Here is a 19,577-nt window from a genome sequence, read left to right on the forward strand (position 1 = left end):
ATACCTGAACACCTTCCCGGAGACACACATGAACGACACGAGCTCGCCAGCACCGGCCCTCACCCCTACGGAAAGCGAGAAGATCGCGCGCTTCGCGCTCGAACTGCGGCTGGCCGATGTTCCCGCCGACGTTCTGGCGCTGGCCAAGGAGCACCTGCTCGACGTGATCGGCATCGCGCTAGCCTCGTCGAAATTCGACATCGGCGCGACGGTGCTGAGCGGCGCGCAGGAACTCGGCCGCGGCGACGATGCCACCGCGATCGGCAGCGGAACACGATTGCCCGCAGCCTCCGCCGCGCTGGTCAACGGCGTACTGGCGCATGCGCTGGACTTCGACGACACCCACATCGGCGCGATCTACCACGCGAGCGCGCAAGCCATGGCAGCGGCCATGGCGGCGGGGCAAGCCAATGCCGCGACCGGGGAAGAAGTGCTGCTGGCCTTTGTCGCGGCGCTGGAAATCGGTTGCCGGCTGGCGGCGGTGGGCGCGCCGGACTTCCATAACCGCGGCTTCCACCCCACGGCCCTCTGCGGCACCTTCGCGGCGGCGGCTGCGGCGGGCCGCCTGTACAAGGCCGACCACCAGGCGCTGGTGTGGTCGCTCGGGTTGTGCGGCAGCCTGGCTTCGGGCATTCTCATCGGCGGCAACTCGTGGCTCAAGCGCCTGCATCCGGGCTGGTCGGCCCACAGCGCGCTGGCGGCAGTGGCGCTGGGGCGCGCGGGCTTCCTCGGCCCCAACACCGTGTTCGAGGCCGCCAAGGGCGGCTTCTACCAAACGCACATCCAGCGCATTCCCGAAGGAGACCAACTGCCCACCGCGGCACTCGGCGACACATGGCAAACGCGTGGCATCGCGCTCAAGCCGTATCCGTGCTGCCACTTCATCCACGCCTTCGTGGACGCCGCGCTCGCGCTGCGTGGCCAGTTCGCGTTGGACGACATCGAGCGCATCGAATGCCCGCTGACACCCGACCTGCACAAGATGGTGGCGGAGCCGCGCGAGGCCTGCATTCGCCCCACCATTCCCTACCGCGCGCTGTTCAGCGTGCAGTACGTCGTCGCGCTGGCGTTGGCGCGCGGCCGCGTCGATCTTGCAGCCTTCCATGACGAGCCGCTGGACGCGCAAGACGTGCTGGCCATCGCCGCGAAGACCTGGTGCGTGCCCGACCCCGACAGCGACTTTCCGGTGCGTTTCCCCGGTGAAGTCGTCATCCACCTGAAGGACGGCCGCGTGCTGCGCTGCCGCAAGGCGGCCAGCCTGGGGACCCCTGACGTGCCGTTGTCGAGCGAGGCACTGCAAGCCAAGTTCATGACCAACGCGACGCGCGCCGTCGACAGCCGCACGGCCGCACGGCTCATCGACAAGGTAATGAACCTCGAAACCGCCGCATCGCTCGACGAAATCATGGCGCTCTGCGCGTCGGGGACGGCATGATCCGCCGGCGCTCGTTCGCCGTCACGCTGGGTGCCGCGCCGCTGCTGGCGGCCCGTGCCTTCGCGCAAGCGCCCTACCCAAGCCGCCCCGTGCAGATGGTCGTGGGCTTTCCGCCGGGACAAGCCTCGGACGTCGGGGCGCGCGTGGTGGGGGTGAAGCTCGGCGACGAACTCCACCAGACCGTCTATGTCGAGAACAAGATCGGCGCGGCCGGCATCATCGCCCACCAGTACGTGAAGAATGCGCCCGCGGACGGCTATACCTTGCTGTATGGCTCGACCGGCACGCTGGCCATCAACCCGGGCCTGTACCGCAAGCTCCCTTACGACCCGCTCAAGGACTTTGCGCCGGTCGTGCTGCTGAATTCCAGCCCCATGTTCCTGGTCACGCAGGTGGACACACCGGTCAGGAACCTGAAGGAAATGATCGCCTACGCGAAGGCGTCGCCCGGCAAGATCGCCTACGGATCGAGCGGCAACGGCGTGACGCAGCACATCGCGATGGAGATGCTCAAGAAGGAAGCCGGCATCGACATGCTGCACGTGCCCTACAAGGGCTCGCCCCCGATGGTCACGGACCTGATTGGCGGCCGGGTGCAGTTCGCGTTCGACGTGTCGACCTCGATCCTGCCTCACGCCAAATCGGGGCGCGTGCGGCTGCTGGGCGTGAGCAGCGCCGAGCGCCTTCCCACCATGCCCGACGTGCCGACGATCGCGGAGCAAGGCCTGCCCGGCTTCGAAGCCCTGACGTGGGCCGGCCTGCTGGTGCCGGCGAAGACGCCCGCCGGGGTCATCGAGCGGCTCAACACCGCGGCCAACGCGGCGCTGCGCTCCAGGCAGGTGCTCGATCACTACGCAAAGTCGGAGTCGACGCCCCGCGGTGGAAGTCCGGACGAGTTCGGTCGCTTCCTGAAGAGCGAGGTCGAGAAATGGGGCAAGGCAGTCACCGCTTCCGGCGCACACCTGGACTAAAACACGCAGAGCGGTGGTCCACAGTGCGCGCGGGGCGCAATCCAAACTGCTATCAGTGCGATCGTCTGGCAATCTCGGAGCTTTGCATTGCGAGAACTGGCGCTGCTCGTCCTGCATCATGCTCGGCATTCCGTTCGCCGCCACTGCTCCGGATTTGCGGCACCGAATGAGTGTGACCAAGGTTTTCGTGCAAACGACAACGCGTTATAGGTAGGCCAGAAGGGGGCACCGCAGTGCCAGCCAACTCGGCGCGCGGCGATCTCGTCGAACCCGCAAATGTCAGATCGGCGACGAGGTGATGTCCTGATCGACAACGCGCACGCATGGGCGCCTGCTTCGACAAGCGGCACGGCGATCGGTTGCACACAGACCCTTGCTCTACGCGCTCAAGAGAAGCTATCGCGCCTTCAAGACGACAGCATCAAGGGCCGATCGCCGAGACTGGAGGGCCAGACGCCAGGAACAGGGCTGCGAAACTCGAAGAGCGCGCCTTCCATGGGCCCTGGTGACTTCCATTGCGGGCGGACGAGTGAAGTCACGAAGATTCTTCCTGCATCTCGTCCACCGAAGGCGCACATCGTGGGCGCGAGGCAGGGCATACATATGCGTTCAATGACATGGCCGACCGGATCGATGCGATTCAACACCGCAGCCGAAACCCCGGCTGACCAATAGATACCCTGCGAGTCCACCATACCTCCGTCAGGCCGGCCGGCCTTTTCATCGAGCCACGCCAGAATGCGCGGAGTGCCCATGCCTCCGGATTCTTCGTCCCAGGGGGCCATGTACAACTGGCCGCGGGCACTGTCCGAAAAATAAATCGTGGTCCCTTCGCGGTTCCAAGCGATCCCATTGGCTACAACTAAACCGTCGTGGATTTGAACTATTGCGCCGTTTGCGCTCGCGCGATAGAGCGCGCCTGTCGCTTGCTTTTCGGCGCGATCGTCCATCGATCCGAAAACAAACCATTGCCCGCTCGGCGAAACTTTTCCGTCGTTTAGCCGATTCTCAGCGACGTGGTCGACCACTGCCACCTCGTGCAACTTTCCGGTCAACAGATCGATTTGCACCAGTCGGTGTTGCAATGCCAGCCATGCATGAGAGTCGCCACAGAGCGCCAACGCGCCGACTACTTCGGGCAGTTGCCAGCGCGACAACTCTCCGGTTTGAGGATCCAGACGCAGAAGATGCGGGGCGCGAACGTCGATCCAATAGAGTGCCGCTTCGCTGCGATGCCAGACAGGCGACTCGCCGACCTTGCAGCCCACCGGCCAGGCGACGAGCTGCTGCAATGACGGGTGCGGCAGCGCCGTCGGAACAATCTGCTCAGCGCTGCGCGGCGCGTGCATTGGTAAATTCGCTCGCTGCAAAGGAACCGCCTTGGTAGCGCTCGGCTACCGGGTCGTCGCTCACGCGAGCCTCGAGTTGTTCAGCAAAACCATCGGCGCTATGGGTCGGCCGGTAGCCAAGCTCGAATGCGCGTGCATTGGGCCACCAGGAACGCGAGTTGCCCGAAGCTCCGTAAACAATTTCGTTATCGTAGTTGGCCGTAAGGCCCACGGTGACCAGCGCCGCTAGGTCTTCCGGATGAATCCAGTGCGAGAGCATTCGCGCATCTGAGGGCTCCTGCGCGCAGTGCCCGATGCGCAGGCCGAACCCGCGCACGCCGTGCTTGATCGCGTACAAGCTGGCCAGTGCTTCCATGAAAACCTTGGTCAAGCCGTACCGCGAATCCGGCAGCGGGTGCACTAGTTCTGCGAGCGGCGTGTCGCGAGGATACAGGCCCACCGCATGGTTGGACGTGGCGTAGATGACGCGATCGACGCCTGCCGCGTGTGCCTGATCCCACAACTTGATCGTGCCCTCGATGTTGGCGGGCAGGAGCACGTCCCACTCGGCCTCACGAGGGTAGCCTGCAAAGTGCACAACGGCCGAAGCGCCCTGCACCGCTCGCTCGAGCGATGCTTCGTCATTGAGATCGATCTGAAAGACCTTCTCGTTCGGCTTGGCGGCCGTCATCGGCGCACGATCCACCAGGCGGAGCTCCGCGCACTGCGTCGATAGGTAAGGCCGGAGCGCTTGGCCGAGCCTACCCGCTGCCCCGGTCAGGACGATGCACTCCCGCATCACGCGGCGGCCTCCTTGCTCAGCGGATAGCGCGCCTGATTCACTTCGCGCCATGCTTCGAACGCGGCTTGCCGCTCGGGATCCGTGAGCGGGTAAGTGCCGAACAGCGAGTCGCCGGCGTCGATGCGAGTCTGGACCCAGTCTTCATAGATCGTCTGACGATAGGCAATGGCTGCGATCTCGTCGGCGACATGCCGCGGGATGCACACGACGCCTTCGGCATCACCCACCATGACGTCGCCAGGATAGACCCCCACGCCGCCGCAAGCGATCGGCAATCCGATATCGATGGCGTGGTGGCGAATCAGGTTCGTCGGCGCAGAAGGCCTCTGGTGGTAGGCCGGGATCGCCATCTGTGCAATTTCTGGAGAATCACGAAAGCCCCCGTCGGTCACGACGCCTGCCGCGCCGCGGCGCAGCAGACGCGTGAGCAACAGGTTGCCGGCTGAGGCAGCTGACGCGTCGCCACGGCTGTCCATCACCAGGACATGTCCGGCCGGGCACTCTTCCACGGCCACACGCTGGGGGTGCTTGCGGTCATTGAATGCCTCGATCTGGTCCAGGTCCTCTCGCGCCGGAATGTAGCGCAAGGTGTAGGCGATACCGACCATGGAGACAGTGTTTGACCCCACCGGCCGGACGTTCTGCAGGAAAGTGTTGGAGAAGCCCTTCTTGAACAGGGCGGTGGTCAACGTCGCCGTCGAGGTCTTCGCGAGGCGAGCGAGCGTGAGGGAATGAAGTTCGGTCATTGTTCAGATTTCGTGAGAAAAGAGCGTGGGCGACGCGCCTGCAGGTAGGTCGTCTCTTCAGCAGTGCCGGCATTCCAACCCCCGGTGGCGATGGCCGTGTTCTGGGTGCTGGGGTGTTGCGCGATGAACTCTGTGTTGAGCTCGATCCCGAGGCCCGGTGTCGTCGGTACGTTCAAGAGGCCGGCTTCGGCAGCCAGGTTGGTTCGGAGCACTTCGGCCCTGCCGCTCCAGTCCGGCTGCATGCGCTCCAGGATCAATGCATTGGGAATGGCGGACAGGAGATGAACGGCCGCGACTTCTGCCACCGGCCCTAGGGATCCTGAATGGGGCGCGACCATCACGGCCCAGGCTTCCGCCATGCCGGCGAGCTTTTTCATCTGCGTCAAACCGCCGAAGCGGCCTGTGTCGGGCTGCAGCACATCAACCAAGCCCTCCTCCAACAGCGGCTTCATGCAGGTCAGACTCGACAGCCTTTCGCCAGTCGCGAGCGGTAGTGCCAGCTTTTCGCGCATGAGGCGCCAGCCGCGCAGGTCATCCGGCGCCACTGGCTCTTCCAGGAAAAGCAGATTCAATGGCTCAAGAGCGCGACCTATCGCAACAGCGTCGGCGGCGGTGAGCCACGGGGGGCCGTGCAGGTCAACCATCATGTCGACCTCTGGGCCCACGGCCGCACGGATTGCGAATGCGCGCTCTACGACGTCCTTGATACCGCCGACTTTGATGGCGCTTACGCCCATGGCAACCGCGGCTTGGGCGGTCTCGACGGAGGGCGCATGAACGTAGTACGGGATCTTCGCGCGCGTGGTCCCGCCGAGCAGGTTGGCAACAGAGGTGCCGAGCGCCAGGCCTTTCAAGTCCCACAAAGCAGTGTCGATCGCAGCCAATGCGCCCATACCGACCACACCCGTCTGGCCGTGGCCCATCATGGCGACCCGCATCTTTTGCCAGAGGCGCTCGATGTCGCTGGCGGGTTCGCCTACCAGAAGGTGGCGCAGATCGCGCACTGCCGTTTCGACCACGCGCGGCCAGCCTGAGCCTTCGCCGGTACCAATCAAGCCTTCGTCCGTTTCGATGGTCACGAAAAGCCAATTACGGCTTGTCGCCAGTGCGCTTTTCCCAGTCGCGGTCCATCCCGTATGTCCAGGCGCTTGCGCCTGCATTAGGTGGCAGCGAACGTCCTTGATCTTCATCATTCAGCCTTGATGTCTGCTGCCTTGATCAACGCTGACCAGCGCGTCAGCTCCGCGGCGTAGAGGGTTTCAAAATCCTTGGGTGTCTTGCTGGTCACCACTTCGGAGCCCAGCTGCTCCGCCCGGTGCTTGAACGTTTCCGACGATGCGGCAGCCACCACTGCCTGGTGCAGCCGCGCGACGATAGGAGCCGGGGTGCCGGCACGCACGGCAATGCCTTGCCAACTGCGAATAAACGTGCTCGTTGGCAAGCCGAGCTCGCCGGCGCTCTTCACGTTAGGCAGGCCAGGAATGCGGTCCTTCTGCATCACCGCGAGCGGACGGATCTTCTCGGCATCCACGGTTCCCTTGAGAGAGCCGGACATCAGGTCGAACATCATGTCGATCTGCCCGCCCATCAAGTCCTGGTTGGCCGGAGCGCCGCCTCGGTACGGCACATGGATCATCGAGGTGCCACGAGCTCTTTTGTACAGCTCCATCGCCAGGTGCGACGAAGTGCCCACGCCCCCTGAACCCACGCGCAAACCGCCGGACGCCCGCTTGGCAGCGGCATCGACTTCGTCTGGCGATTTGATGCCGCTTGCGTTGGACGCAAGCATCACCACCGGCACGCTTGTGATCTGTGAAACCATCGTCAGATCCTTTGCGGGGTCGTACTTAACGCCGGCCAGCGCGGGGTTGGTGGCCAGATGAATGGCCGCGAACAGCAGCGAATAGCCGTCCGCCTCCTTGCCCAACACGAGCTGCGTGGCGATGTTTCCCGATGCGCCGCTGCGGTTGTCGATGATGACCCGTTGCCCGAGGGACTTGCTCATCTCGTCAGCGAGCGCGCGCGCGATTGAGTCTGCGGAACCGCCGGCAGCGAAGCCGACATAGAGCGTGATCGGCTTGTCGGGGAACTTCTCGGCGTGCGCTGCAGTGTTAACGCCACACGCGAGCGTGCAGACAACGGAAGCGATCGCCGTGCGCCAGCGAATGCGAGGGATGAAGTTTTTCATGGTCTCCTTTTTTGTGAAATCTGCCGCGCTTGTTTCAGGCTGCCGTGGCCCAGCGGGGTGAAGCCGTCAGGGCGTGGCAGCCAGCGCCAACAAATCCAGGCGCGACGAGTCGGTATGTTCGAGCGATGCCCGCGCTGCGCCGTCGGCGTCGCCGGCAGCGATAGCGTCGATCAGGCTTCTGTGCTGCTCGTGAACCAGGTCTAGTCGGCCAGGACCGTAGCCTCGGCTGCGGCGAAACGCATCGACCAGGCTGGAGCGCCCTTCGAGCATTTCCAACGCGAGTGGGTTGTCTGCCACGCTGTCGATCAAGCGATGTAGCTCGCGGTTGGCGGCCACGCAGGCGCCAATGTCGCCATCGGCGGCCAACCGTACTTGCGTCTCGGCCAGCTTTTTCATGGCCGCGACGTTTTCAGGGGTCGCCTTGATCGCAGCCTCTCGAGACAGCATGGCCTGGATCGCCCCGCGAACCCGATACAGGTTGTCGATGTAGCGCGCGTCCACCGTGGGAATCACCGCGCCGCGGTTCATCCGCATGGCAACCACCCCCTCCCCTTGCAACTGAAGCAATGCCTCTCGCACCGGGTTGTTGCTCACCTGGTAATGGCTAGCGAGTTGCGCGAGCGTCACGTGCGAACCGAGAGGCCACAGGCCAGCAACGATGTCGGCTCGAACCTGGTCTCGCAAGCGCATGTAGGTGGGGGTGTTGATCGCGTTCATGCCCAAATCATACTTCATTATGGATTTAATTAAATGTTCAATGTAAGATCGCGCCAACCAGAACTAGAGGAGACATACGTTGAACTTTCGGTTTACCGCGCTCGGTTGCGCATTCGCTGCTTCGGCCTCGATGGCCCTGCCCGCCCACTCTCAGTCGTCGTTGACCATCTACGGGCGGGTCGATTTAGGCCTCTTCATTCAGCAGGGCGGAACGACCCCCATCAACGGTGGCCGCGCGGGCAATCCTTTCGGGGACAGCACTGAGCTCAAACAAGGTTCCGCCGGCCGGCTGGGGTTTCGCGGAACGGAAGATCTCGGAGGTGGGTGGTACAGCGGCTTCACCATGGAGCATCGGTTCCAACCCGATACCGCAACGCCTGAGGTGCCCTTTTGGCAAGCCCGCTCCTTCGTCGAGATCGGCTCCAAAACTTTTGGCTCGGTTTACCTCGGCCGCGAGTACATCCCTGCCTTCTGGGTGGCGCTGAAGCTGGATCCCTGGGGCTTCGACAGCGTAGGCACGCCGGGTCCGAAGCACCAATTTGCGAACTACACGGTGGACAACGGCATCCGAAGCAACAACACAGTGGGCTACAAGACGCCGCTGTGGAACGGTTTCCAGGCCAACCTTGCTGTTTCCGCTGGAGAAAAGCTGCGCCACGACTCATGGGGCGCCAACCTCGAATACACCAACGGCCCGTGGTACGTCGCTGCGGCGATCGACAAGACCGACGAAAAGCAAAAGCTCTCGATGGTCGGTGCAGCCTATGACTTCGACATCATTCGGGTGGCCTTGACTCGCTCGTTGGCCACGGTGGCGGGGAACAAGAACCGCAACACCACGCTGACTGGCCGAATTCCCGTCGGCCCCGGCGTGATCAAGCTCTCACTCGCCAAGCTCGAGCTCGGCCCCTTGCAGGACTCGAACACCCGCTTTGGTGTCGGCTACGAACACTTCCTGAGCAAGCGGACCTCCATCCTCGGCAACATCGGCTCCGCCAAGCAAGACCGGTTGACGCGCACGACGCTGTACGACCTCACGCTGAAGCACAACTTCTGATCCTCGTCGCGCGCCGGCCACTGCGGCGCGCTTATCCCAGTGGCGACCGATGGCAGTGCTGTCGGCCGCTCGCTCCACCGGCAAGCACCGATGCCATCGGCTGCTTGCCGCACCCATCCTTTCGACATGCAACATCACGACAATCTGATTGGCGGCAAATGGACGCCGGGCAACAGCTACGCTGCAAACCTCAACCCGAGCAACCTGCAAGACGTCGTCGGCGAGTACGCCCAAGGCGATGCGAGCGACGTCGATGTCGCCGTGGCAGCAGCAAACGCTGCCTTCCCGGCCTGGGCCACGGGCAGCATCCAGGCGCGTTCCGACGCGCTCGACAAGATCGGCACCGAGATCTTCGCGCGCAAGGAAGAGCTGGGCACGCTGCTGGCGCGCGAAGAGGGCAAGACCAAGGCCGAAGGCATCGGCGAGGCCACGCGCGCGGGCCAGATCTTCAAGTTCTTCGCGGGTGAATGCCTGCGCCTGTCGGGCGAGGTGCTGCCGTCGGTGCGCCCGAACATCGGCGTGGAGATCACGCGCGAGCCGGTGGGCGTGGTCGGCCTGATCACGCCGTGGAACTTTCCGAACGCCATTCCGGCGTGGAAGATCGCGCCCGCGCTGGCCTTCGGCAACTGCGTGGTGCTGAAGCCCGCCGACCTGGTGCCCGGCAGCGCCTGGGCGCTGAGCGAGATCATCAGCCGCTCGGGCATTCCGGCCGGCGTGTTCAACCTGGTGATGGGCCGCGGCAGCGTGATCGGCGAGGCGCTGGTCAAGCACCCCGGCATCCATGCGATCAGCTTCACGGGTTCGGTGGGCGTGGGCCGCAACATCGCGATCCAGTGCGTGACCAACCACAAGAAGGTGCAGCTCGAAATGGGCGGCAAGAACCCGCAGGTGGTCCTGGACGACGCCGACCTGGCGCAGGCCGTGGAGCTGAGCGTGCAGAGCGCGTTCTACTCCACCGGCCAGCGCTGCACGGCGTCCAGCCGCCTGATCGTGACCGAAGGCATCTACCCGAAGTTCATCGCGGCCATGAAGGAGCGCATGGCCAGGATCAAGGTGGGCGACGCGCTGGCGCAGGGCACCGACGTGGGGCCGGTGTCGTCGAAGTCGCAGCTCAACCAGGACATGGAATACATCGCCATTGGCAAAGGCGAGGGCGCGACGCTGGCGGCTGGCGGCGAACTGCTGAAGCTGGAGACCGATGGCTACTACATGTCGCCCGCTCTCTTCAGCGAGTCGGCCGCGTCGATGCGCATCAACAAGGAAGAAATCTTCGGCCCGGTGGCGAGCGTGATTCGCGTGAAAAACTACGAAGAGGCGTTGGCCACGGCGAACGACACGGAGTTCGGTCTGTCGGCCGGCATCGCGACCACGTCGCTGAAATACGCCACGCACTTCAAGCGCCACAGCCAGGCTGGCATGGTGATGGTCAACCTGCCGACGGCGGGTGTGGACTACCACGTGCCCTTCGGCGGCCGCAAGGGATCGAGCTACGGTCCGCGCGAGCAGGGCAAGTACGCGCAGGAGTTCTTCACGACCGTGAAGACTGCGTACACGCTGGCCTAGGCCTTCCAGAACCGTTTGACGGAGGATCGCCTTCGAGGAAATCGCACGTCACCGTTGATCGCTTGACCGCCGAACGCGGCAAGCGCCCGAGTAACCGATTCATCAATCAAGAGACATGACAGTGAAAAAAAGCATTCCGGTATTACTTTCTATCGCCGCACTCCTATCAGGATGCGGTGGAGGTGGCAGCGACAGCGGCTTCAGCGGGTTCTTTCCCCAGTCCAATCCTCCGGCAGCCGGCGGGCAAAGCGTGCAACCTCCTCCCGCCTCGGACCCGCCAGCCGCCGGCGAAGGAGAGGTCATTCCTCCCGTCACGCTGATCGATCCTCCATTGAGTGAGGCGGCCAAGACGATCCTCGCCACCGACTCGGCGGACTACAAGCTCCTTCAGCCACTCAACGATCCCAACTTCACGCTGCTCGGCCGCGTGAAACCCAGGACCACAGGCGAGCTGAGTGCAGCGGGCCTGACGAACTCGTTTGGCGTAGGCGGCGAGACCACCGATCGAAACTACACGTACTACGAAAACTGGGGCGAATACATTGCCCCGCTGGGCGTGACGAAGGTGCGAGTGCAGACGGGCTGGCACGACATCGAGAAAGTGATCACCACGCCATCAACCTACGACTGGGCCAAGTTCGACAAGATCGTCAACGGGCTGACGGCGCAAAAGGCGCAGCCTTTCGTCTTCCTCGGGTATGGCAACGAGCGTCCCGGATGCGTGGACTGCGGGCAAACCGGTCTGTCGAGCAAACTAGTTCCCACCGGAGAAGGCCGCACGCGATTCCTCGCGTTCGTGACGGCTGCAGTGGATCGCTACAAGGATCGTGTGTCCGATTGGCAGATCTGGAACGAACCCAATGGTCACGTGGAAGCCTCGGAATTCGCGAAGTTCACTGTCGACGTGGCCCAGACCATCAAGAAGGCCCAACCGGCGGCGAAGCTCACGATCGGCAACTTCACCGCGGGCGTACTCGGGAATGGGGCCACCGATGGCCTGCCATATGCCCAAACCTTGTTTGACTACTTCGCTGCCAACAAGGGGCCACTTGTCCCAAGCAGCGACGTGTCGGTCGGGTACCACCCATACTGGGGTTTGCCAGAGCACGAGTTCACCGGATACCGCAATTTCCGAGATGCGGTGTTCGCAAAGGGCTTCAAAGTGCGCCAGGACGAGAACGGCATGCCCTCCGGCGCCTGCCTCTACTTCGCGAACTGCGGCCCGGGTTCGGAAAAATGGGACGAAAAGAACCAAGCGAAAAACGCCATGCGCCGGGCGCTCGGGGATTTCTACAAAGGCTTCGAGACCAGCATCTTTTCGATCTCCGACATGCACTACGACTACGGGAAGAACAACAAGGGCCTGCTGGCCACAGGCCTCTGGGATGCGAACATTGATGAACCATTCAACAATGGGGATTCGACCATCAAGGCAAAGAAGATCGCCTACGGCTCGTACCAGAACATCACGTCAATTTTCGACAATCGAATGTCCGTCGTCCCCGCGCCGGTTCAGCCGCCCGCATTGCAGCCAGTAGCCTGCACCGCCAAAGCGACCTACACGGGACGTCCCGAGCTCGGATCAGTTAACGTGGTCATCCACGCATACAAGCAACTCGACAAGGGCGTGACGCGCAGCCTACTTGCCATCTGGGTCAGCGCCTCCAACGGCTTGCCATATGACTTGCCGGCGTCGAAGATCAATATCGACTGCAAGAACTTTCATTTCGCGGGCATGGCCACGAGAGGCGCTCTGCCCAAGTACGTGGACTTGTTGGATGGCCGCGTCTACTCGACAACCGCCGCCGTTATCACGGCAAACGATGCGTCAACAAACAGTGTGGCGCTCAAAGACATTACTGTGACCGATTGGCCGATCGTGATTGCTGACGATGGCGTGGTGAACTTCAGATCCAAGGAATAGCCGCTTGTAGCCTCCCCAGTGACCTACTGGGGGGCGAGTTGAGCAAAACAGGATAGCCGGCCCCCCGCCCTCCGTCTGCGACGGCCCTCCCGAAGAAGCGATGAGAACGGCGCCTTGTTCTCGCGCTACTACCTCGATGCCGAATCCCTGAAGGCGGGAACGCTGGCGTGCTGAAGACGGGAGGCGAAGAAGCCGCTCAAAGGTCGCCAGCTCGATGGGAGTCTTCGGGCGCGCCGCATGCTTTTGCAGCACAACACGACGCTCTTGTGCAGCCCGCTCGGCGCCGGAGAAAAACGAATTTGCGCGGGTCGCTTGGCGAAAGCCATGGCATGCTTTCCCTGCTACGGGCTACGGGCTACGGGCTACGGGCTACGGGCTGCGGCAGCACAGGCTGGGCTCTGTTCCCCACAGCGACGGCCGATACGTGATGACGCCGTATCCTATGTTCGAGGGGTGGGACGAAGCAATGCCCGCCCGCATCGGCAGGCGATCGCTGGAGCTGGCCGTCTATGTGCTGCCGGACAAGCTGGCTGCCATGGTGTTTCTCGGCCCCATGTCTTTGATGGTGCGCACGGCCTCCGATTGGCCGAACTGCAAGCACTGCCCTGGCAGCCCCATAGCGCGGGGGCGGGTTTCAAGCGCCGCGTGACTTACGCGTCCAGGCGCTCTACAGCCTCACGTGCAGTCAAACCGCGCACGGCGGCAAGAAGCTCCAGCTGCGCAGCGCGCGGCCGAGCCTTGCCTTGCTCCCAGTGGTAGATGGTCTGGCCTGAAACACCCACCAGCTGCCCATAGCTCGCCGCCGAGATGCCGATCTTTGATCGGTGAGCAGCCAACCTGGCCGCGCTGAAGCGGCGCTTTGTCGCGTCGCCGTCTTCGGGCCCTCCGGCCGCCACGATGCGCGCGGAGCCCTTGGTCAGGCGGCGCAGCTCCTTTTCGAGAGAAGCGACTTGCCGGCGGAGTTCGGCGATGGCTGAACGATAGGACGCCGAGGCCTTCTTCAGTGTTTCGATTTCCGTGCGGGCTTCTTTGCGCGCTACGCGGGAAATTTCACTTTTCAGGATGGATGCAATGTTTGGCATGGCGGCATTGTGCCGCCCGGCCATCTGCGGTTGCTGGCTTACGCGGTAGCAGCGCCGTCTGCGCCGCATGTTCCGCAGGCCACGCTTCCGCGCTACGCGCCACGAGCGTTGGGTTGGAACGCGCGGGATGGTCGGGGTGGGTTAAGGTCAGGAGAAAGGGCTACCTGATCGCGGGCAAAAACGCGATTCCCTTAAACCGGGCGCTCGCATTTTGAGGCGTTAAGTGTTATTTTCGTGCGGACCATGGATGCTCCAAACGCCGCAGACAAATCGTCCCTCGCGCCAAGCGATCGCTTGCCTCTGCCTGGGCAGTACATCGTAGGCCCAGCGTTCGACCAGCAATTTCGGGAATGGGTTGCCGCCGAAGCGGCCGTTTTTCTAGCGATCGAACATGGAGGCGTGCTCAACAAGGCAAAGCTCGCCGAGCTGAGTGCTGACGCACTCGAAAAGCACCGGCTGCTTTGGGCCGACGCAGAAGCGCTTTCTGCTCGGTTGGACGAAAAATCCTCGTGGGATGCCGGCATGCGAATTAGCAAAGCTAGCGGCTTGCTTCGAAAGCGATGATGACCCGCACAGATATTTCGCTGCATGACCTCCAGGACCAGTTGCGGGAGGAGGCCCGCCGAAGCCGAGCGCGGTCGTACTGGACGGGCATCGGCGTTCTTGCCGCTACGCTCTGCGTAGCCCTCTTGCTGCGGCACTACTGACCGCCGTAAGGTCGACGAAAGCGCGCCGCGTATCTCTCTACATGGACCCCGGGACCGAAGGCCCATATAGCGCACGCGCCGATCGGCCACTTCGGCAGGCTTGGAGAAGTATCACGGCCGTCACCTTGTCGAAGCGCTAGAACAATATGCAGCGGAGTTCGCCGACCCAGGCAGCATTCCTGTGAGCTTCGTTGCCACGTTTGAAAACACAAGCACCGCAGACAAGCGATGCACGAGATCGACCGTGACCGCGGAAACGTGTGGGATGCGCGAGTGAGCTCGGACCCGGCACGTGAAGAATTTTCCTTCGGTGTGGGCGGCCGCGCTTTCTTCGTCGTCGGTTTGCATCCGAATGCGTCCCGCCTTGCGCGGAGAGCTCCGATTTCGTGTTTGGTCCGGTCGGGGCCGGGTTCAAGGCTCGACAGGGCGACACGTTGAACAGCGGCGACTGATCTTGCCTCTTTACGCGCCTGTACACGGTTTGCACGCGAGACTGTGAATGTGGACCGACGTTTCGACGGTAGACCCGAAAAGCGTCGCCAAGTCCCTGTAACTGGATCGAGAAACAAAGTTTGCCGGGAAAAGGGTTCGGAATCCCCAAAACGGACGACTCACAGTCTCGCGTCGTGCCTGTCTTTTCATCTTTCACGCCAACGCTTGCCGCGGTTCGAGAACGCACAACGTGCAATTGAAAAACTTGATTGTCAGGTTGGCTGAGCCATGCGCGCAGCTTGGTCAGCTTGGTCATGTGCTATGGCTTATCTCTTGGCGCGGCCAAGCTGTTCATCGGCCACCGTACCTAGCCCTTTGGCTGATCTTCCGTCCAAGCGAGAAAGCATGACAGGTGCTGGTGGGCGTTTGGGAACTGGTCTTCGAGGCGAGTCAAGTAGACATTCGCCGCGACCATGGTGTCTTGCAGGGCGGACCGCGCACCTTCAACAGAAACGGAGAAGAGGCGCCCTCCCAAGGTTGAAATACGTCGCAGGGTGTAAGTATCGAAGATCGGCAAAAGTCTGCAGCGAGTCGGATTACATGGGCGCAGTCGGAATGATCGCAGCTCCGAAGCGCCGTAAACCTACATCAATATCTTCGCCAAAGGCCCAATGTGAGTGTTTTTGGGAGATGCATATGTCCGACAACACCAAGCAGACCGGCCTGGACCGAAAGCTCATTTCTCTCGAGGAAGACTACGAGGTGCGGGACTGGACCAAGAGTCTGGGCTGCACGCCGGCCGAGCTGCGCGAGGCCGTGAAGGCGGTAGGCAACTCGGCGGAAAAGGTCCGCGAATACCTGGCGAAGAAGAAGTAGCCGGCAACAGCCATGCCGAAGGCAGACGCGCTTTCCGTCTACAAGGCGAAGCGCAATTTCGACGTCACTGCTGAACCCGCAGAGGGAGGCGTGGCAAACCCGGAAGCGCTTTCGTTCGTCATCCAGAAGCATGCCGCCTCACGGCTGCACTACGACTTTCGCCTCGAGCTGGACGGCGTCATGCTGTCCTGGGCTGTGCCCAAAGGCCCCAGCTTTGACCCCAAGGAGAAGCGGATGGCCATCCACGTGGAGGACCATCCAATTTCCTATTCCTCCTTCGAGGGCATCATTCCACCGAAGCAGTACGGCGCCGGCACGGTGATCGTCTGGGACCACGGCACCTGGGAGCCTGTGAGTGATCCGCGCAAGGGCTTGGCGGCGGGCAAGCTGGTATTCAAGCTGCACGGCCAGAAGCTGGAAGGCTTGTGGGAGCTTGTGAAGATTGCCAAGGGTGGCGAACGACAGGAACCGTGGATCCTTTTCAAAAAGAAGGACGACTTCGCGCGGCCGCACGCGGACTACGACGTGGTCACCGCCCTGCCCGACAGCGTGATTTCCAAGCCATTGAAGAAGGCTGCAGCCCGGCCTGCAGCGGTAGGGAACCGAAAGACTGCCAAGCCTGCAGATCCGCTGGCCAGCGCGCGCAAAGCTGATCTGCCCGCCAAGATCGGGCCCCAACTCGCCACACTGGCCGCCGGCGTCCCGTCGACGGGCGACTGGCTGTACGAAATCAAGTTCGACGGATACAGGCTCATGGCTCGCATCGAAGAGGGCAAGGTGGCTCTCATCACCCGCGGTGGGCATGACTGGGCGGCCAAGATGCCTGGCCTCGTCGCCGAGCTCGGTGAGCTCGGCCTGAACTCGGCCTACCTGGACGGGGAAATCTTGGTGCTCGGCGCCAATGGCGCGCCGGACTTCAATGCCCTGCAAAACGCATTCGACCGGCGCAAAGGCGCCGATCGGATTGTGTATTTCGTCTTCGATGCCCCATTTTTCGAAGGAGCCGACCTGCGGGAAGTGCCGTTGAAGGAGCGTCGCGCGCTTCTACGAGATTTCTTTAAAGAGCGCGCATCTGAGCACGTGCGTTTCAGCGCTGATTTTCCGGCCGATCCGGCTTCGATTTTGAAGTCTGCGTGCCAGATGCAGCTTGAGGGTGTCATCGCCAAAAGGGCCGACGCCCCGTATGTGTCGCGGCGCAGCGAGACCTGGCTGAAGCTGAAATGCAAGCTCCGTCAGGAATTCGTCGTGTGCGGGTATACCGACCGGACGGACAACAGCGCCCAAATCGGAGGCTTGCTGCTTGGCATTCATGATGACCAAGGCAACTTGATCCCCGCGGGCAGCGTCGGAACCGGTTGGAGCGGCGACGAGGCGGCTGAAATCAAGCGGAAGCTCCTGCCGCTGGCTGTCGACGTATCTCCATTCGACAAAGGCACCTCGAAGCCGGGTCGATGGTCCAAGCGCAAGGTGGGGAGCGAGCGGTGGGTGAAGCCGGTCATCCTGGCGGAGGTATCGTTTGCCGAGTGGACACCTGATGGTCAGGTCAGGCATGCATCCTTCATCGGGCTGCGCGACGACAAGCCGGCCAAGGCCATCGTGAGAGAGCAACCGAAGGTGGTTGACGCGCCTGCTGCTGAGGGGGCCAGGGGCGACAGGGCCGGCTTCGGAGCCAGCGGTACCGATGCCGGAAAAAGCATCAAAGTAAGCCACGGCGAGCGGGTGATCGACGCCTCTACTGGGGTGACCAAACTCGACCTGGTGAGGTACTACGAATCGGTCGCCGAGTTCATCCTGCCGCACCTGAAAGGGCGCCCCTGCTCTCTCGTGCGCGGACCTACCGGCGTAACTGGGGAGCTGTTTTTTCAGAAGCATGGCGAAAAAATCGGCATTCCCGGCATCACCGAGCTGCCGGAAACCCTTTGGCCAGGGCATACGTCACTGCTAGAGGTGGGCAACGCAAAGGCGCTCGTCGGCGCTGCCCAGATGAACGTGATCGAGTTCCACACGTGGAATTCGACGGCTAAGGCCATAGGCAAACCCGACCGGATGATTTTCGACCTCGACCCTGGTGAAGGAACCACCTGGGAGCACATCCAGGAGGCAGCGACCCTGGTTCGAACCATGCTCACCGCCCTAGGTTTGAAATGCTGGCTGAAGACCAGCGGTGGCAAGGGTCTGCATGTCGTCGTCCCCCTGGCCCCGCGCTACGACTACGACACGGTCAAGGGCTTTTCCCAAGCGGTGGTCCAACACATGGCCAAGGCCATTCCTGCGCGTTTCGTCGCCAAGAGTGGGCCCAGCAATCGGGTGGGCAAGCTTTTCATCGACTACCTGCGCAACGGGCACGGCGCGACCACGGCCGCGGCATTCTCCGCACGCGCACGGCCAGGCCTGGGGGTGTCAATCCCGGTGAGCTGGGACGATCTTCCCAAGCTGAAGAGCGGCGCACAGTGGAACGTGCGCACGGCGCGCGAGCACCTGTCTTTCCAGACGTCAGACCCGTGGGCCGAATATTGGAAAACGCGCCAGCCGCTGGCAGAAGCAATGAAGTTGCTGGGGTACAAGCGGTGACAGGCATGCGGATTGCCGTGAGGACGCTATGCCAATGGACAGCCTTGGAGTTCGCCAGCGTTCACGCCGGAAGGCGGAGCGCCCCTGCGCGCTTGCGCGCTGGAAAGCGCGGTGGCGAGCCCTCGTTCGATTTTTCACATAGCCCCAACGGGGCGCCCAAGGATTTTTCCCATGCCCGAAGCTGATTCAAGCATTCCCCTTCCCGCCGCACCCGAGTCAAGCCGAGCGGTCCTGCAGGCACTCGCGGAGCGAGTGGGCCTCCTCGTGCCGGGAGCATCGCTCTCGCATCAACAGATCGCCTTCGCCGAAGGCGTTGTCGACCTGGTGAAGCAAGGTCGTATCAGCGGGGGCCGGCCCGCATGAAGCTGTCTCATCTTGCGCTCACGATCATTGAAGATCCGGACCACCCCGACCGCTATCACTGGATTCTGCTCGAAGCCACCGGTCATGAGGTCGACCAGCTCAGAGAATTCGCGGCGTCTGAGGAAGCATATGCCACCGCTCAAGCAGCCTTCGACGCCGGCGCACTTCGTTGGCGCGCGGAAATGTCGAACGAAGACGAAGATGTAGATCCAGTCGGTGAGGGCGGTATCGACCCCGAATGAACGTCGGTGGGAGCCTCAAGAAAAGGCCCAGCGCGCAGGCTGGGCCCAACCCTTTCAATTCACCATCCGGGAAAGGGGCTGATCGAAGTTTTGCGCGACCAGCCGCAAACACCCTACACGTGCATTCAAGCCACCAATGTCGGATGACGGCGCGGTGATGCGCATTCCTACAAGACCTCATGTAATGAGAGCTAATTTCAGTGCATGGTCCTACATGCCCTTCTCGTCGAAGATAACCGCCTGATCCGCGAGAACCTGATACCGACCCTTGAGGCGCTATCGCAGGCTCGAGTAGAGGGCGTAGCCGAAACCGAAGCTGAGGCAATCGCGTGGCTCGAATCCCACGATGGATGGGACGTCGCAGTGGTCGACCTTTTCCTGCGCCAAGGGTCAGGCCTTAATGTGATCGCCTGGTGCAGCTCAAGGAAACCTAACCAGCGCGTTGTCATCTTCTCGAACTACGCCACCGACGAGGTCCGGCGCCGCGCCCTGCAGCTGGGTGCTGACGCTGTATTCGACAAGTCCACAGAAGTAGATAGCCTCCTGGATTTCCTTGACGGCCTTTTGCCTTGA

General features: G+C 62.5%; 19 protein-coding genes. 12 read left to right on the forward strand and 7 right to left on the reverse strand.

Annotation, left to right across the window (positions count from 1 at the left end; genetic code table 11):
* Nucleotides 1-28 precede the first annotated feature (28 nt).
* Nucleotides 29-1,435, forward strand: coding sequence for an MmgE/PrpD family protein (locus QTI51_RS37645; RefSeq protein WP_286518327.1), 1,407 nt, complete (start codon nt 29-31; stop codon nt 1,433-1,435).
* Nucleotides 1,432-2,406 (forward strand): Bug family tripartite tricarboxylate transporter substrate binding protein, encoded by a 975-nt coding sequence (locus tag QTI51_RS37650; protein WP_286518325.1) that lies wholly within the window; start codon nt 1,432-1,434, stop codon nt 2,404-2,406. Before QTI51_RS37645 ends, QTI51_RS37650 begins: the two co-directional genes overlap by 4 nt.
* Before the next feature lie 407 nt (nt 2,407-2,813).
* On the opposite strand, the gene QTI51_RS37655 is transcribed toward QTI51_RS37650, so the two are convergent.
* From QTI51_RS37655 to QTI51_RS37680, 6 genes are all read right to left on the reverse strand, one after another.
* Nucleotides 2,814-3,755, reverse strand: a complete 942-nt coding sequence (locus tag QTI51_RS37655; protein WP_286518324.1) for an SMP-30/gluconolactonase/LRE family protein — start codon at nt 3,753-3,755, stop codon at nt 2,814-2,816.
* Complete coding sequence (locus QTI51_RS37660; protein ID WP_353506576.1) at nt 3,733-4,587, reverse strand: NAD-dependent epimerase/dehydratase family protein; 855 nt, start codon at nt 4,585-4,587, stop codon at nt 3,733-3,735. The genes QTI51_RS37655 and QTI51_RS37660 overlap by 23 nt, the downstream gene beginning before the upstream one ends.
* A complete protein-coding gene (locus QTI51_RS37665) occupies nt 4,533-5,282 on the reverse strand; it encodes a ribonuclease activity regulator RraA (protein ID WP_286518321.1) in 750 nt (249 codons plus the stop codon). The genes QTI51_RS37660 and QTI51_RS37665 overlap by 55 nt, the downstream gene beginning before the upstream one ends.
* Nucleotides 5,279-6,472, reverse strand: coding sequence for a mandelate racemase/muconate lactonizing enzyme family protein (locus tag QTI51_RS37670; RefSeq protein WP_286518320.1), 1,194 nt, complete (start codon nt 6,470-6,472; stop codon nt 5,279-5,281). The genes QTI51_RS37665 and QTI51_RS37670 overlap by 4 nt, the downstream gene beginning before the upstream one ends.
* Nucleotides 6,472-7,470, reverse strand: coding sequence for a Bug family tripartite tricarboxylate transporter substrate binding protein (locus QTI51_RS37675; RefSeq protein WP_286518318.1), 999 nt, complete (start codon nt 7,468-7,470; stop codon nt 6,472-6,474). Before QTI51_RS37675 ends, QTI51_RS37670 begins: the two co-directional genes overlap by 1 nt.
* A 66-nt stretch (nt 7,471-7,536) precedes the next feature.
* A complete protein-coding gene (locus QTI51_RS37680) occupies nt 7,537-8,187 on the reverse strand; it encodes a GntR family transcriptional regulator (RefSeq protein ID WP_286518317.1) in 651 nt (216 codons plus the stop codon).
* Nucleotides 8,188-8,266: 79 nt separating this feature from the next.
* On the opposite strand from QTI51_RS37680, the gene QTI51_RS37685 reads away from it, so the two are divergent.
* The 4 genes from QTI51_RS37685 to QTI51_RS37700 all read left to right on the forward strand — a co-directional run bounded on the left by QTI51_RS37685 (nt 8,267) and on the right by QTI51_RS37700 (nt 13,380).
* Nucleotides 8,267-9,244, forward strand: a complete 978-nt coding sequence (locus tag QTI51_RS37685) for a porin (protein WP_286518316.1) — start codon at nt 8,267-8,269, stop codon at nt 9,242-9,244.
* A 126-nt stretch (nt 9,245-9,370) separates the two neighbouring features.
* Nucleotides 9,371-10,807, forward strand: a complete 1,437-nt coding sequence (locus QTI51_RS37690) for an aldehyde dehydrogenase family protein (RefSeq protein WP_286518314.1) — start codon at nt 9,371-9,373, stop codon at nt 10,805-10,807.
* A gap of 121 nt (nt 10,808-10,928) precedes the next feature.
* The gene (locus tag QTI51_RS37695) at nt 10,929-12,731 is read left to right on the forward strand and encodes a glycoside hydrolase family 5 protein (protein ID WP_286518312.1); all 1,803 of its coding nucleotides are present in this window, start codon (nt 10,929-10,931) and stop codon (nt 12,729-12,731) included.
* Between the two features lie 466 nt (nt 12,732-13,197).
* Nucleotides 13,198-13,380 (forward strand): hypothetical protein, encoded by a 183-nt coding sequence (locus QTI51_RS37700; RefSeq protein WP_286518310.1) that lies wholly within the window; start codon nt 13,198-13,200, stop codon nt 13,378-13,380.
* A 1-nt stretch (nt 13,381) separates the two neighbouring features.
* Here the strand turns inward: QTI51_RS37700 and QTI51_RS37705 are convergent, their stop codons facing one another.
* Nucleotides 13,382-13,813, reverse strand: a complete 432-nt coding sequence (locus tag QTI51_RS37705) for a helix-turn-helix domain-containing protein (RefSeq protein ID WP_286518308.1) — start codon at nt 13,811-13,813, stop codon at nt 13,382-13,384.
* 243 nt (nt 13,814-14,056) lie between these two features.
* Here QTI51_RS37705 and QTI51_RS37710 point away from each other — a divergent pair, with 243 nt between their 5' ends.
* The 6 genes from QTI51_RS37710 to QTI51_RS37730 all read left to right on the forward strand — a co-directional run bounded on the left by QTI51_RS37710 (nt 14,057) and on the right by QTI51_RS37730 (nt 19,577).
* On the forward strand, nt 14,057-14,377 hold the full coding sequence (locus QTI51_RS37710) for a hypothetical protein (protein WP_286518307.1): 321 nt from the start codon (nt 14,057-14,059) through the stop codon (nt 14,375-14,377).
* Nucleotides 14,378-14,748: 371 nt separating this feature from the next.
* Entirely contained in the window at nt 14,749-14,958 is a 210-nt protein-coding gene (locus QTI51_RS39055; protein ID WP_353506577.1) for a YqcI/YcgG family protein, read from the forward strand.
* A gap of 690 nt (nt 14,959-15,648) precedes the next feature.
* Nucleotides 15,649-15,828: a DUF3606 domain-containing protein gene (locus QTI51_RS37715; protein WP_286518306.1), complete on the forward strand. Its 180-nt coding sequence runs from the start codon at nt 15,649-15,651 to the stop codon at nt 15,826-15,828.
* A 12-nt stretch (nt 15,829-15,840) separates the two neighbouring features.
* The gene (gene ligD, locus QTI51_RS37720; RefSeq protein WP_286518305.1) at nt 15,841-18,399 is read left to right on the forward strand and encodes a DNA ligase D; all 2,559 of its coding nucleotides are present in this window, start codon (nt 15,841-15,843) and stop codon (nt 18,397-18,399) included.
* Between the two features lie 359 nt (nt 18,400-18,758).
* Nucleotides 18,759-19,004, forward strand: a complete 246-nt coding sequence (locus QTI51_RS37725; protein WP_286518302.1) for a hypothetical protein — start codon at nt 18,759-18,761, stop codon at nt 19,002-19,004.
* Nucleotides 19,005-19,208: 204 nt separating this feature from the next.
* The gene (locus QTI51_RS37730; RefSeq protein WP_286518300.1) at nt 19,209-19,577 is read left to right on the forward strand and encodes a response regulator; all 369 of its coding nucleotides are present in this window, start codon (nt 19,209-19,211) and stop codon (nt 19,575-19,577) included.

It is taken from the genome of Variovorax sp. J22G73, from assembly GCF_030317035.1.
Lineage (GTDB): Bacteria > Pseudomonadota > Gammaproteobacteria > Burkholderiales > Burkholderiaceae_C > Variovorax.